At 74.3% G+C, this 12658-nt stretch carries 13 protein-coding genes; 6 read left to right on the forward strand and 7 right to left on the reverse strand.

Annotated features, from left to right (window positions below; all coding sequences use genetic code 11):
- Nucleotides 1–22: 22 nt before the first annotated feature.
- Together ACIOHG_RS06260 and ACIOHG_RS06265 are read right to left on the reverse strand one after the other, a co-directional pair.
- On the reverse strand, nucleotides 23–637 hold the full coding sequence (locus ACIOHG_RS06260; RefSeq protein ID WP_400945963.1) for a hypothetical protein: 615 nt from the start codon (nucleotides 635–637) through the stop codon (nucleotides 23–25).
- Between the two features lie 10 nt (nucleotides 638–647).
- Nucleotides 648–1427 carry an alpha/beta hydrolase gene (locus tag ACIOHG_RS06265; RefSeq protein WP_400945965.1) on the reverse strand — a complete coding sequence of 260 codons (780 nt, stop codon included), beginning with the start codon at nucleotides 1425–1427 and terminating at the stop codon, nucleotides 648–650.
- 175 nt (nucleotides 1428–1602) lie between these two features.
- On the opposite strand from ACIOHG_RS06265, the gene ACIOHG_RS06270 reads away from it, so the two are divergent.
- The 3 genes from ACIOHG_RS06270 to ACIOHG_RS06280 all read left to right on the forward strand — a co-directional run bounded on the left by ACIOHG_RS06270 (nucleotide 1603) and on the right by ACIOHG_RS06280 (nucleotide 4282).
- Nucleotides 1603–2400, forward strand: coding sequence for a lysophospholipid acyltransferase family protein (locus ACIOHG_RS06270; RefSeq protein ID WP_400946673.1), 798 nt, complete (start codon nucleotides 1603–1605; stop codon nucleotides 2398–2400).
- 113 nt (nucleotides 2401–2513) lie between these two features.
- Nucleotides 2514–3614 (forward strand): MacS family sensor histidine kinase, encoded by a 1101-nt coding sequence (gene macS, locus ACIOHG_RS06275; protein WP_400946675.1) that lies wholly within the window; start codon nucleotides 2514–2516, stop codon nucleotides 3612–3614.
- The gene (locus ACIOHG_RS06280) at nucleotides 3593–4282 is read left to right on the forward strand and encodes a response regulator (protein ID WP_400945967.1); all 690 of its coding nucleotides are present in this window, start codon (nucleotides 3593–3595) and stop codon (nucleotides 4280–4282) included. Before macS ends, ACIOHG_RS06280 begins: the two co-directional genes overlap by 22 nt.
- A 7-nt stretch (nucleotides 4283–4289) precedes the next feature.
- Here ACIOHG_RS06280 and ACIOHG_RS06285 read toward each other — a convergent pair whose 3' ends face one another.
- Nucleotides 4290–6233 (reverse strand): anthranilate synthase family protein, encoded by a 1944-nt coding sequence (locus ACIOHG_RS06285; protein ID WP_400945970.1) that lies wholly within the window; start codon nucleotides 6231–6233, stop codon nucleotides 4290–4292.
- A gap of 294 nt (nucleotides 6234–6527) precedes the next feature.
- Between ACIOHG_RS06285 and ACIOHG_RS06290 the strand changes: the two genes are divergently transcribed.
- Nucleotides 6528–7859, forward strand: coding sequence for a class II 3-deoxy-7-phosphoheptulonate synthase (locus tag ACIOHG_RS06290; protein ID WP_400710221.1), 1332 nt, complete (start codon nucleotides 6528–6530; stop codon nucleotides 7857–7859).
- A 131-nt stretch (nucleotides 7860–7990) separates the two neighbouring features.
- A complete protein-coding gene (locus ACIOHG_RS06295) occupies nucleotides 7991–8230 on the forward strand; it encodes a bacterioferritin-associated ferredoxin (protein ID WP_400945972.1) in 240 nt (79 codons plus the stop codon).
- A gap of 43 nt (nucleotides 8231–8273) precedes the next feature.
- Here ACIOHG_RS06295 and bfr read toward each other — a convergent pair whose 3' ends face one another.
- Nucleotides 8274–8756, reverse strand: coding sequence for a bacterioferritin (gene bfr / locus ACIOHG_RS06300; protein WP_400946678.1), 483 nt, complete (start codon nucleotides 8754–8756; stop codon nucleotides 8274–8276).
- 301 nt (nucleotides 8757–9057) lie between these two features.
- On the opposite strand from bfr, the gene ACIOHG_RS06305 reads away from it, so the two are divergent.
- Complete coding sequence (locus tag ACIOHG_RS06305; protein WP_400945975.1) at nucleotides 9058–9684, forward strand: sulfite oxidase-like oxidoreductase; 627 nt, start codon at nucleotides 9058–9060, stop codon at nucleotides 9682–9684.
- Nucleotides 9685–9716: 32 nt separating this feature from the next.
- On the opposite strand, the gene pknB is transcribed toward ACIOHG_RS06305, so the two are convergent.
- The 3 genes from pknB to ACIOHG_RS06320 all read right to left on the reverse strand — a co-directional run bounded on the left by pknB (nucleotide 9717) and on the right by ACIOHG_RS06320 (nucleotide 12656).
- The gene (gene pknB / locus ACIOHG_RS06310; protein ID WP_400946680.1) at nucleotides 9717–11456 is read right to left on the reverse strand and encodes a Stk1 family PASTA domain-containing Ser/Thr kinase; all 1740 of its coding nucleotides are present in this window, start codon (nucleotides 11454–11456) and stop codon (nucleotides 9717–9719) included.
- A 64-nt stretch (nucleotides 11457–11520) separates the two neighbouring features.
- Nucleotides 11521–11808: a hypothetical protein gene (locus ACIOHG_RS06315; RefSeq protein WP_400945977.1), complete on the reverse strand. Its 288-nt coding sequence runs from the start codon at nucleotides 11806–11808 to the stop codon at nucleotides 11521–11523.
- Nucleotides 11809–11864: 56 nt separating this feature from the next.
- Nucleotides 11865–12656, reverse strand: coding sequence for a thiazole synthase (locus tag ACIOHG_RS06320; protein WP_400945979.1), 792 nt, complete (start codon nucleotides 12654–12656; stop codon nucleotides 11865–11867).
- Nucleotides 12657–12658: the final 2 nt, after the last annotated feature.

The following is a 12658-nucleotide window of genomic DNA, read 5'->3' on the forward strand; positions in this document are numbered from 1 at the left end:
GACCCGGGCGCGGCAGGGGAGTTCAGACGACCGCGCCGCCGCCCGGGTCCTCCGGCTCGTCCTCGTCGCGGTCCTTCATCCGGGACACCAGGGTGCCGAAGCCGCCGAGGAAGGCCAGGAAGCCCACCCAGGCGGGCCAGCCGGAGACCTCGCGCCAGACCACGGCGTCGAACAGCAGCAGCGCGGGCCCGCCGAGCACCGCCAGCCAGGCGAACTTGGCGGTGGTGTCGGCGGCCGGCAGCGGCGGGGGCTCCGGCGGGACGAAGTGGCCCTCGTCCTCGTCCTCGGCCAGCGAGTAGTTCCGGCCGTCCTCGGGACGGGGCACCGGCCGGGGGGTGAAGTCGCCGAGCGCGCCCAGGCTGTTGAGGCCGGGGCCGGCGGCCGGCCGGGCGGGGCGCTCGTGCTGCGCGCGCAGGTTCTCGATCTCCGGCCAGGCCGGGTCGGTCAGGTCCACCGGGTCGTCGAACTGGGCGACCAGCGCCGCGAAGATCGCGTCCTGCTCGGCCTGGCTGCCCGCGGCGGGGCGGCGCGGGGCCGGTTCGGGCGCGGCCTCCGGGGCCTCGGCGGGGGAGTCGGTGGGCGCCGCGCCGTCGCGGGGCAGGTCCTCGTCGTCGTTCGCCTTGCTGGTCTCGTTCACATTCGGCCTTTCAGCCCGAGTGGTTCCCGGCATCGACCGCCGCTGCCGGGGCCAGCCGCCGGACGAAGTCGAGGCTCGCCCCGAGGATCAGACCGGCGTCGTGGTCCAGCGTGGCCACGTGGTAGCTGCGCTCCAGCAGCAGCTCCGTCACATCGGTCGAGGATATCCGGGCGAGCACCGTCGCCGAGTTGCGCGGCGAGACGACGTGGTCCTGCGGACTGTGCAACAGCAGAACCGGCTGGGTGACCGCCGGCATTCCCTGCTGGACGGTCTTCCACAGCCGGGCCAGCGACCAGGCGGCGTGCAGCGGCACCCGGTCGTAGCCGACCTCGACCGCGCCCGGCAGGGCGATGTCGCCGGCCACCCCGGGCAGCGTCGGCAGCAGGTGCCGGAGCACCGGAAGAAGCACCGTCCCGGGGTTGTCGGAACGCACCGAGGGGTTGACGAGCACCAGTCCGGAGATCCGGTCGCCGTGCCGCCGGGCCAGCTCCAGGGTCAGCGCGCAGCCCATCGACAGCGCGCCGACGAAGACCTGCTCGCACCCGGCGGCGAGTTCCTCGAAGGCGGTCTCGACGGTGGCGTACCAGTCCTCCCAGCGGGTCGGCTGGAGGTCCTGCCAGCGGGTGCCGTGGCCGGGCAGCAGCGGCACCGAGACCGCCAGCCCGGCCTCCGCCAGGTGCTCGGCCCAGGGCCGCATGGACTGCGGGGAACCGGTGAAACCGTGGACCAGCAGCACGCCGACCGGCCCGCCCGGACGGCGGAACGGCTCGGCTCCCGGCAACAGCGGCATGCAGGACTCCTGGAGGTGCGGGCAGGTGAGGGTGGCTCGATGGTCCCACGGGCAGGATGCCCCGTACAGAGGCCCGGTACGGGCGCGCACGGTTCGCCGGTGCACGGGGCGGCGGGCGCAGGCATTACGATCGTCCGGTCCGCACAACAGGAGGCCCCGGTTGTTCTACCGACTGATGAAGATGATCGTCGCACCGCTGCTGCGGATCTTCTTCCGGCCGTGGATGGAGGGCGAGGAGAACATCCCGGACGAGGGTCCGGCCATCCTCGCCAGCAACCACCTGTCCTTCTCGGACTCGTTCTTCCTGCCCGCGCTGCTCAAGCGCCGGGTGACCTTCATCGCCAAGGCCGAGTACTTCACCACCCCGGGCCTCAAGGGCCGGCTGACCGCCGCGTTCTTCAAGGGCGTCGGCCAGCTGCCGGTGGACCGCTCGGGCGCCCGCGGCGCCGGCGAGGCGGCGATCCGCAGCGGCATCGCGGTGATCGAGCGCGGCGAGATCTTCGGCGTCTACCCGGAGGGCACCCGCTCGCCCGACGGCAAGCTGTACCGCGGCAAGGTCGGCGGCCTGGCCCGGGTCGCGCTGGCCACCGGCGCCCCGGTGATCCCGGTCGCGATGATCGACACCGAGAAGGTCCAGCCGCCCGGCCAGGTGATGCCCAACTTCGGCGTCCGGCCCGGCATCCGGATCGGCCGCCCGCTGGACTTCTCCCGCTACCAGGGCATGGAGAACGACCGGTTCATCCTGCGCTCGGTCACCGACGAGGTGATGTACGAGATCATGCGGCTGTCCGGCCAGGAGTACGTCGACATCTACGCGACCGCCGCCAAGCGGCAGCTCGCGGACGAGAAGAAGGCCGCGGACGCCGACCGCAAGGCCCAGCAGAAGGCCGACCGGGCCGCCGAGAAGGAGGCCGCCGAGAAGGAGGCGGCCGCCGGGCGGGCGGCGGACCAGGAGAAGGACACCGGGGCCTGAGCGGCCGTCAGGGGGGCGTGCGGGTGGAGCAGCGCGGAGCCGTCGCCGTGCCGGGCAGCGGAGCGGTCGGCACCAGGACGCCGGCGGCGCCCGCCGCGGTCGCGGCCGGCGGCATGTCGGTCGAGCTGCCGCTGTGGCGCGCCATGGGCTACTTCCGGGTGCTCGCGCTGTCCTACGCGGTGCTGCGCTACCTGGCTTCCTTCCACGAGTTCCGGCACCCGGTCTCCGGCTGGATCTTCCTCGGCGCGCTGACGCTGTGGACGCTGGCCTCCACCCGGGCCTTCGCCGGGCCGGACCGCTGCACCTGGCCGGTGCTCGGCACCGACCTGGCGTTCGCCCTGACCGGCATCGGGCTGAGCGGCTTCGCCGACACCGCCGCCCGGATACACGCCGGCGCGCCCACCCTGCCGACCATCTGGGCGGCCGGCACCGTGCTGGGCTTCGCCGGCAAGGGCGGCTGGCGGGCCGCCGCGTTCGCCGGCGGCCTGATCGGCGCCGCCAACATCCTCGGCCACGGCGGGATCAGCGCCGACAACGTGCACAACATCGTGCTGCTGCTGGTCGCGGGCTGCGCGATCGGCTACGTCATCGAACTGGCCCGGGCCAGCGAGGCGGTGCTCACCCGGGCGCTCCAGGTGGAGGCCGCCACCCGGGAGCGCGAGCGGCTGTCCCGGGACATCCACGACGGCGTCCTGCAGGTGCTCGCGCTCGTTCACCGCCAGCAGGGCGACGCCGCCGAGCTGGGCCGGCTGGCCGGCGAGCAGGAGCGGGCGCTGCGGGCCCTGATGACCGGCGCCCGGCTGCCCGAGCAGGACGCCGCCGAGGCGGACCTGCGGGCGCTGCTGGCCCGGCACGCCGACGAGCGGATCACCGTCTCCGCGCCCGCCACGCCGGTGCTGCTGCCCGGCCCGGTGGCGGCCGAGCTGGCCGCGGCGGCCGCCGCCGCGCTGGACAACGTCCGCCGGCACGCGGGGGAGGGCGCCCGGGCCTGGGTCCTGGTCGAGGACGAACCGGAGGCGGTCACCGTCTCGGTCCGCGACGACGGCCCCGGCTTCCCGGCCGGGCGGCTCGCCCAGGCGCAGGCCGACGGACGGCTCGGGGTGGCCCAGTCGATCCGCGGCCGGATGCTCGACCTCGGCGGCACCGCCGAGCTGTACTCGGTGCCCGGGGAGGGCGTCGAGGTGGAACTGCGATGGCCGAGGAGGGGCGCGTGACGGAGGACCGGACCGTCCGGGTGATGGTGGTCGACGACCACCCGATGTGGCGCGAGGGCGTGGCCCGGGACCTGGCCGAGGCCGGGTTCGCGGTGGTCGCCACCGCCGGGGACGGCGAGGAGGCGGTCCGCCGGGCCCGGGCCAGCGGCCCGGAGGTGGTGCTGCTCGACCTCAACCTGCCCGCGCTGCCCGGTGCGGAGGTGTGCCGCCGGGTGGTGGCCGCCGACCCGGCGGTGCGGGTGCTGGTGCTGTCCGCGAGCGGCGAGCACGCCGACGTGCTGGAGGCGGTGAAGGCCGGTGCGACCGGCTACCTGCTGAAGTCGGCCGGTCGGGAGGAACTGCTCGACGCCGTCCGCCGCACCGCGGCCGGCGACCCGGTGTTCACCCCCGGCCTGGCGGGCCTGGTGCTCGGTGAGTTCCGCCGGCTGGCCACCGAGCCCGGCACCCCCGCCCGGCCCGCCGCCCCGCAGCTCACCCCCCGGGAGACCGAGGTGCTGCGGCTGGTCGCCAAGGGCCTGTCGTACCGGCAGATCGCCGACCGCCTGGTGCTCTCGCACCGCACCGTGCAGAACCACGTCCAGAACACCCTGGGCAAGCTCCAGCTCCACAACCGGGTGGAGCTGGTGCGCTACGCCATCGAGCAGGGCCTGGACGAGGAACTGGGCTGACGGCCCGTCAGGGCCGGGCCGCCGCGACGGTGCGCAGCAGGTCGGCGACGATCTCCACCCCCTCGCGGGTGAGCACCGACTCGGGGTGGAACTGGAGGCCGGCGAAGCCCGGGCCGCGCAGGGCGTGCACGTCGCCGGTGGCGGCGTCCCGGGCCAGCTCGACGCCCTCGGCGGCCAGCCGGGCGGCCGTCGCGTCGTCGCAGCGGGCGGTGAAGGTGTTGTAGAAGCCGACGGTCCGCCGGGTGCCGAACAGGTCGACCGTCTCCTGGGCGCCCTGGTACGGCACGGCCTTGCGGGCCAGCGGCAGGCCGAGTTGCGCCGACAGCAGCTGGTGGCCGAGGCAGACCGCGAGCAGCGGCGCGGTGCGGGCGCCGGAGCGGACCGCGGCCAGCGCGTCGGCGGCGATCGGGCGCAGCCGCGCCATCTTGGCGTCGGCCGGGTCGGCGGGGTCGCCGGGGCCGGGGCCGAGCACCAGCGGGCCGGGGTGCGCGGCGACCCGCGCGCGCAGGCCGGGCAGGTCGTGGCGGAGCACCTCGACGGTGTGGCCGAGCGAGCGCAGCAGGTGGCCCAGCATCGCGGTGAAGGTGTCCTCGCCGTCGACCACCAGCACGTGCGCCTCGGCGCCGAGCGGCGCGGCGGGCTGCTGCATCCGCAGCCAGAACGGGGCCAGGCCGGCCCGGCGGGCGTCCAGCGCGGCCTGCACCCGGTGGTCCTCGCCGAGCCGGGGCCGGGGCGCGTTCGCCCCACCGGGCCGGGCCGGGCGGGCGCCGATCGCGGCCAGCACCCCGGCCGCCTTGGCGTGCGTCTCGGCGACCTCGGAGTGCGGGTCGGAGTGCCGGACCAGGGTGGCGCCGACCCGGACCACCAGCGAGCCGTCCGCGGGGTCGATGTCGGCGGCCCGGATGCAGATCGGCGAGTCCAGCTGCTGGCCGCCGCCGGCCGAGCGGCCGATCAGCGCGAGCGCGCCCGAGTAGTAGCCGCGCCCGCCGCGCTCGTACCGGTCGATCACCCGGGTGGCGTTCTGCACCGGGCTGCCGGTGACGGTGGCGGCGAACATCGTCTCCCGGAGCACCTCGCGGACGTCCAGCGAGGTGCGGCCGCGCAGTTCGTACTCGGTGTGCGCGAGGTGCGACATCTCCTTCAGCCGGGGGCCGAGCACCTGCCCGCCGAGGTCGCCGACCGCGCACATCATCTTCAGCTCCTCGTCGACCACCATGGTCAGCTCCTCCAACTCCTTCGGGTCGCGCAGGAAGGCGAGCAGCGACTCGGCGGTGGGGCCGGTGGCCGGGTAGCGGTAGGTGCCGGAGATCGGGTTCATCACCACGGTGCCGCCGGACTGCCGGACGTGGACCTCCGGGGAGGCGCCGACCAGCACCCGGTCGCCGGTGTGCACCAGGAAGGTCCAGTAGGCGCCCCGCTCGTGCGCCAGCAGGCGGTGGAACAGGGTCAGCGCGGTGGCGGTGGAGTACCCGGCCAGCTCGGCCCGGAAGTCGCGCCGGATCACGAAGTTGGCGCCCTCGCCGCGCCCGATCTCGTCCTCGATCACCCGCCGGACGATGCCCGCGTACTCCTCGTCGCCGAGGTCGAACTCCCCGCCGCGCAGCTCCACCGGCGCGTCGGGGAGCGCCGCCAGCACCTCGGCCAGCGGCAGCGCGTACTGCTCCTCGACGGCCAGCGCCCGCAGCGGGGTGCCGTCCTGGCGGGCCGCGAAGCCGCGCTCGCGGAGCTGCGCGTACGGGACGAGCGCCAGCAGGTCGTGCCGCGGGCCGCCGGCCGGGACGCCGGTGCGGACCGGCAGGTCGGCCAGGGTCTCGTGGTCGGAGACGGTGCCGAGCAGCAGCTCGACGGTGTCCGGAGCCAGCCGCGGCGCGCGGCGGTGCAGCAGGGCGAAGGCCGGGGCGCCGGGCGCGGTGAGCCGGGCGAGCAGGTCGGCGGTGCGGGTGGTGGTCACGACTGCGGTGTTCCTTCCGGGAGTTGCTGCGGGGGTTCCGCCGGCTCCGGGAGGGCCGTGACGCTGCACACACGCGCCGACGGCCGCCCCGAGGGGCGGCCGTCGTTCGTCAGCTAGGGACGCGCGATCCGTGGGCCGCCCAACGGGCTGGCCCACCACCAGGAGAAGGTGTGCGGCGCGGTCACGGGGGAGACCCTAGCCCACCCGCGGGCGGCCCGGGGAGTTGTCCACGACTCGTCTCACCCAGCGGGCGGAAGCCGCAATCCGCTCGACGCACCCCGTAGCCTTGCCCCTGTGACCGTGACTAACCACTCCTGGCAGTCCCTGCCCGCGGCGCAGCAGCCCGAATGGCCGGATCAAGAGGCTCTGCGCAAGACCCTTGCGGAGCTGGCCTCCTATCCGCCGCTCGTCTTCGCCGGCGAGTGCGACCAGCTGCGCGCCCGGCTCGCTGCCGTGGCGCGCGGTGAGGCCTTCCTGCTCCAGGGCGGTGACTGCGCCGAGGCGTTCGACGCCGTGTCGGCCGACCAGATCCGCAACAAGCTGAAGACCCTGCTCCAGATGGCCGCGGTGCTCACCTACGCGGCCTCGGTGCCGGTGGTGAAGGTCGGCCGGATCGCCGGCCAGTACTCCAAGCCGCGCTCGAAGAACACCGAGACCCGGGACGGCGTCACCCTGCCGGTGTACCGCGGCGACTCGGTCAACGGCTTCGAGTTCACCCCCGAGTCCCGGATCCCGGACCCGGAGCGCCTGAAGCGGATGTACAACGCCTCCGCGGCGACGCTCAACCTGGTGCGCGCCTTCACCACCGGCGGCTACGCCGACCTGCGCCAGGTGCACGCCTGGAACCAGGACTTCGTGCGCAACTCCCCGGCGGGGCAGCGCTACGAGCAGCTGGCCCGGGAGATCGACCAGGCGCTGGCCTTCATGAACGCCTGCGGGGTGGCCCCGGAGGAGTTCCGGACGGTCGAGTTCTTCTCCTCGCACGAGGCGCTGATCCTGGACTACGAGACGGCGCTGACCCGCACCGACTCGCGCACCGGCGAGCTGTACGACGTCTCCGGCCACATGGTGTGGATCGGCGAGCGCACCCGGCAGCTCGACCACGCGCACATCGAGTTCGCGTCCAAGATCCGCAACCCGATCGGCGTCAAGCTCGGCCCGACCACCACGGTCGACGACGCGCTGACCCTGATCGACCGCCTCGACCCGGAGCGCGAGCCGGGCCGGCTCACCTTCATCACCCGGATGGGCGCGGGCAAGATCCGCGAACACCTGCCCACCCTGGTGGAGAAGGTCACCGCCTCCGGCGCCCAGGTGGTGTGGATCACCGACCCGATGCACGGCAACACCTTCGAGGCGTCCAGCGGCCACAAGACCCGCCGCTTCGACGACGTGCTGGACGAGGTCCGGGGCTTCTTCGAGGTGCACCGCGCGCTCGGCACCCACCCGGGCGGCATCCACGTCGAGCTGACCGGCGACGACGTCACCGAGTGCGTCGGCGGCGGCGACGAGGTGCTGGTCGACGACCTGCACCAGCGCTACGAGACGGCCTGCGACCCGCGGCTCAACCGCAGCCAGTCGCTGGACCTGGCCTTCCTGGTCGCCGAGATGTACCGCGGCCAGTGAGGTAGCCGGGCCCGATGTGACGAAGGCCCCTCCGCTTCCCGGCGATCCGGGACGGAGGGGCCTTTTTCGTACCCGGAGCAGCGGGTAAGGTAAGGCTCAGTAAACCGCACCAACCGTGGAAGGGGCCGCACATGTACGTGTGCATGTGCCACGCGGTCACCGAGGCCCAGGTCAAGCAGGAGATCGACGCGGGCGCGAGCACGCCGCGGCAGATAGCCCAGGGCTGCAAGGCCGGCACCGACTGCGGCTCCTGTGTGCGGCGGATCCAGGCCCTGCTCGGCGAGCACGGCGCCCGCCCCTGCCCGACGGCCCGGCTGGCCGCGCGGCTCGGCCTGGCCGAGCCCGACCCGGGCGCCCCGCGGGCCGCCTGACCGGGCGCTGCCCGGCCGTTCCCGGGTTCAGCTGTTCCCGGGTTCAGCTGCTCTCGGGCTGCTCGATCAGCTGCGCGATGTACAGCGCCTCGCCGAGCTTCTCCACCAGCTCCAGCTGGGTGTCGAGGTAGTCGATGTGGTGCTCCTCGTCGGCGAGGATGCTCTCGAAGATGTTCGCCGAGGTGACGTCGTTCTTGGCGCGCATCACCACGATGCCCCGCTTCAGGCGGTCGATCGCCTCGACCTCGACCTGCCGGTCGGCCTCGAACATCTCCTTCACGGTCTGCCCGATCCGGACGTGGAACAGCCGCTGGTAGTTCGGCAGGCCCTCCAGGAACAGGATCCGGTCGGTCAGCACCTCGGCGTGCTTCATCTCGTCGAAGGACTCGTGCCGGGTGTACTTGGCGAGCTTGGTCCAGCCGAAGTTCTCCTGCATCTTCGCGTGCAGGAAGTACTGGTTGATCGCGGTCAGCTCGGCGGTCAGCTGCTCGTTGAGGAACTCGATGACCTCGGGATCGCCCTGCATGGCCTGCCTTCCGTACGGGTAATTTCCGGTGGGTGCCCGGTTGCCCGCATCGTGGCAGTTGAACCGGTGCGCTTCCAGTAAGTTCACGCTTACAGACGGCACCGGAACGGGTGTTTTTCGGTCGCCCGCACCGCGCTGACCTGCGAGTATGTTGGGCGAATTGGGCCATTCGGAGGTATCTCACCCGAACGCCTGCGCGGATTCGCGCCGTGTTGCCCCCCTCCGGCGGGCGGGATTTCCGGTGGGGGCGCGCGGTGGGGGCGCGCGCAGTTCCGCGTCCGCCGTCTGTCACCATGGGGGCATGGGTCAGCACGCATCGGAACCGCCGCCGTCCGATCCGAGGCTCCCCCCGGGCCAGCGCCGACAGCTCGGCTGGCCCGTCCTGCACTACGGCCCGGTGCCCCGGTTCAAGCCGCAGAGCTGGGACTTCCAGGTGTTCGGCGCCACCGCCGACGCGGAGAAGACCAGCTGGGACTTCGCCGCCTTCCACGCGCTGCCCCGGACCACCGTGCGCGGCGACTTCCACTGCGTCACCAGGTTCTCCATGCTCGACAACGAGTGGAGCGGCGTCGCCGGGCAGACCGTCCTCGACCTGGTGCCGCCCGACCCGGCCGTCACCCACGTGATGGTCTGGGCCGAGTACGGCTACAGCGCCAACCTGCGGCTCGCCGACCTCGCCGACCCGGACACCGTGTTCGCCACCCACCACGACGGCGAACCGCTCACCCTCGAACACGGCTTCCCGGTCCGGCTGGTGGTGCCCCGGCTGTACGCCTGGAAGGGCCCCAAGTGGGTGCGCGCCGTCGAGTACATGCGCGCCGACCGCCGCGGCTTCTGGGAGGAGCGCGGCTACCACAACCTCGCCGACCCCTGGCGCGAGCAGCGCTACTCCTACCAGGAGCAGCCCGGCGAGGGCCCGCTGCGCTGAGGCCCCCGGGGGGACGGTCGGAACGGGGGCGGTCAGAACAGGCTGACGGTGATGGTCACCGCGGACTTCTGCGGGCGCGGCGTCCCCGCCGCCGGGGACTGGCCGGTCACCTTGCCGAGCGGGATCAGGCCGGCGATCTGCGCGGTGAAGCCCTCGGCCTGGAGCGCCTGGACGGCGTCCTCCTTGCTCATCCCGCCGACGTCCGGCACCAGGTGCATGCCCTTGGAGACGGTCAGCGCCACCGGCGAGTTCGGCGACAGCCGCCCGCCGGCCGGCGGGTCGGCGGCGATCACGGCGCCCTTCGGCACCGCGTCGCTGAACTGCTCGGTGACGGCGCCCGCCGTCAGCCGGGCGTCCGCCAGCGCCTTCGCGGCCTCCGCCTGCGGGCGGCCCGCCAGCTCCGGGACGGCGACCCGCTCCGGGCCCCGGGAGAGCACCACCCGGACGTCGTCGCTCTTGCGGACCTTCGCGCCCACCCCCGGGTCGGTCGAGATCACCTGGCCGGCCTGCACCGACTCGCTGAACTGCTCGCTGAACGCCCCGTGCAGGCCCTGCTTGTCCAGCGTCGCCGAGGCCTGGTCCCGGCTCTGCCCCAGCACGCTCGGCACCGTCGCGTACACCGCGCTCGACAGCGTGTACGTCACCCCGCCGACCACCAGCACCAGCGCCACCAGCACCGCCGACCAGATCAGCGGCTTGCGGCCGCGCGGTGGCCGGGCGGCCCGGCGCGCGGCCCGGCGGCCCGGGGCGGCGTCCGCCACCGGCGGGCGGGGCGGCAGCAGCAGCTCCGGCGGGACCTCCAGCACGCTGGTGCGCTCCAGGCCGCCCGGGGTCGGGATCACCGCCGTCGCCTCGCCCGGGTTGAACTGCGGGGTCGGCCGGTTCGAGGCCGGCGGCTCCGCGTCCAGCCGCGCGGCGGGCAGTGCCCGGCGGGCCCGCTGCAGCGCGGCCAGCAGCTCCACCGCGTCCCACGGCCGGGCCTGCGGGTCGCGGGCGGTCGCCGCCGCCACTATCGCGTCCAGCTCCGGGCCCACCGCGGGCGCGGTCAGCGACGGCGCCGGGACGTCCTCGTGCAGGTGGCGGTACATCACCTGGGCGGCGTTCTCGCCGGTGTGCGGCTTCGCGCCGGTCAGCGTCTCGTACAGCAGGATGCCCGCCGCGTAGACGTCCACCCGCTGGTCGGTGTCGACGTCCCGGCGGATCTGCTCCGGCGCCAAGTAGGAGACGGTGCCCAGCAGTTGGCCCGCCTGGGTGGTGCTGGAGCCGTTGTCCTGGCCGGTCAGCAGCCGGACCAGGCCGAAGTCGGCGACCTTCACCAGGCCGTTGTCGGTGATCAGCACGTTCTCCGGCTTGACGTCCCGGTGCACCAGCCCGGCCCGGTGCGCCGCGCCCAGCGCCGCCAGCACCGGTTCCAGCACGTCCAGCGCGGCCCGCACCGACAGCGCCCCGCGGTCGCGCAGCACGTCGCGCAGGTTCCGGCCGGGGACGTACTCCATCGCCATGAACACCGCGTGCGGGTCGGCGCCCTGGTCCAGCACGTTCACCACGTTCGGGTGCGCCAGCCGGGCCACCGCCTTCGCCTCCCGGATGAAACGGGCCGTGAAGTCGGCGTCCCCCACCAGCGAGGGGTGCATCACCTTCAGCGCGACCGTCCGGTCCAGCCGGGTGTCGGTGCCCCGGTAGACCGTCGACATGCCACCGACGGCGATCCGCTGCTCGACCCGGTAGCGGCCGTCCAGCAGCACGCCGTACAGGGGATCGTCGATGGTCATGTCCACCAGAGGAGTGTAGGGGCCGGGCGGTTCCCGGGCCGGGAGGGGGCGGGTGTCGGGCGGCTCACCACAGGACGCGCGGCGGGTGCAGGGTCAGGGCGGTGAGCAGCGCGGCCAGCAGCAGGCCGTGCGCGAGCAGCGCGCCGAGACCGGACCGGCGGAGCCGGACGGCCGGGGGCGTGCCGGCGCGGGCGGCCGCTGCCCCGATCGCGGCGCCGAGCAGCACCGGGACCAGCAGCACGCCGACCCGGCCGCCGGTCCGCACCAGCAGCCACCCGTCCAGCAGCAGCACCGGGCCCCACCACAGCGCCGCCGCCGCGAGGTCCCCGCCGGCGCGTCCGTCCGTCCCCATCCGCATCCCCTCCGGGGGCGAGGACGCGCCGGAGGGGCCGGGCGGTTCGGCGGGGGTCAGAACGCGGGGCGCTCGCGGGTGTCGGCGAGGCCGGCGACGGGGGAGGACGCCTCGGCGTAGTAGCGGCGCGGGATGCGGCCGGCCCGGTGGGCGAGGCGGCCCGCCTCGACGGCCAGCCGCATCGAGGCGGCCATCAGCACCGGCTCCTGGGCCCGGGTGACGGCGGAGGCCAGCATCACCGCCGAGCAGCCCAGCTCCATCGCCAGCGCGACGTCGCTGGCGGTGCCCGCGCCCGCGTCCAGCACCACCGGGACGTTGGCGGCCTCCACGATCAGCTGGAAGTTGTGCGGGTTGCGGATGCCCAGGCCGGAGCCGATCGGCGAGCCCAGCGGCATGATCGCCGCGCAGCCGACGTCCTCCAGCTTGCGGGCCAGCACCGGGTCGTCGTTGGTGTACGGCAGCACGGTGAAGCCGTCGTCCACCAGGGTCTCGGCGGCGTCCAGCAGCTCGATCGGGTCGGGCAGCAGGGTCCGCTCGTCGGCGATCACCTCCAGCTTGACCCAGTCCGTGCCGAGCGCCTCGCGGGCCAGTCGGGCGGTCAGCACGGCCTCGCCCGCGGTGTAGCAGCCGGCCGTGTTCGGCAGTACCCGGATGCCGTTGCGGGTCAGCACGTCCAGCACCGACCCCTGGGTGGCGGTGTCCACCCGGCGCATCGCCACCGTGGTCAGCTCGGTGCCGGAGGCCAGCAGGGCCTGCTCCAGCACCTCCAGGCTGGGGGCGCCGCCGGTGCCCATGATCAGCCGGGAGCCGAACGCGGTGCCGGCGATGGTGAGCACGTCCTCGGCCATCG

This window comes from Kitasatospora sp. NPDC088134 (assembly GCF_044741705.1).
Classification (GTDB): domain Bacteria; phylum Actinomycetota; class Actinomycetes; order Streptomycetales; family Streptomycetaceae; genus Kitasatospora.

Bases quoted from the DNA above. Each gene is read 5' to 3' on its own strand.
- ACIOHG_RS06265 (WP_400945965.1), bottom strand. From the start codon at position 1,427: ATGCCGCTGTTGCCGGGAGCCGAGCCGTTCCGCCGTCCGGGCGGGCCG.
- ACIOHG_RS06270 (WP_400946673.1), top strand. From the start codon at position 1,603: ATGAAGATGATCGTCGCACCGCTGCTGCGGATCTTCTTCCGGCCGTGG.
- macS (WP_400946675.1), top strand. From the start codon at position 2,514: ATGTCGGTCGAGCTGCCGCTGTGGCGCGCCATGGGCTACTTCCGGGTG.
- ACIOHG_RS06280 (WP_400945967.1), top strand. From the start codon at position 3,593: ATGGCCGAGGAGGGGCGCGTGACGGAGGACCGGACCGTCCGGGTGATG.
- ACIOHG_RS06295 (WP_400945972.1), top strand. From the start codon at position 7,991: ATGTACGTGTGCATGTGCCACGCGGTCACCGAGGCCCAGGTCAAGCAG.
- bfr (WP_400946678.1), bottom strand. From the start codon at position 8,756: ATGCAGGGCGATCCCGAGGTCATCGAGTTCCTCAACGAGCAGCTGACC.
- ACIOHG_RS06305 (WP_400945975.1), top strand. From the start codon at position 9,058: ATGGGTCAGCACGCATCGGAACCGCCGCCGTCCGATCCGAGGCTCCCC.
- pknB (WP_400946680.1), bottom strand. From the start codon at position 11,456: ATGACCATCGACGATCCCCTGTACGGCGTGCTGCTGGACGGCCGCTAC.
- ACIOHG_RS06315 (WP_400945977.1), bottom strand. From the start codon at position 11,808: ATGGGGACGGACGGACGCGCCGGCGGGGACCTCGCGGCGGCGGCGCTG.
- ACIOHG_RS06320 (WP_400945979.1), bottom strand. From the start codon at position 12,656: ATGGCCGAGGACGTGCTCACCATCGCCGGCACCGCGTTCGGCTCCCGG.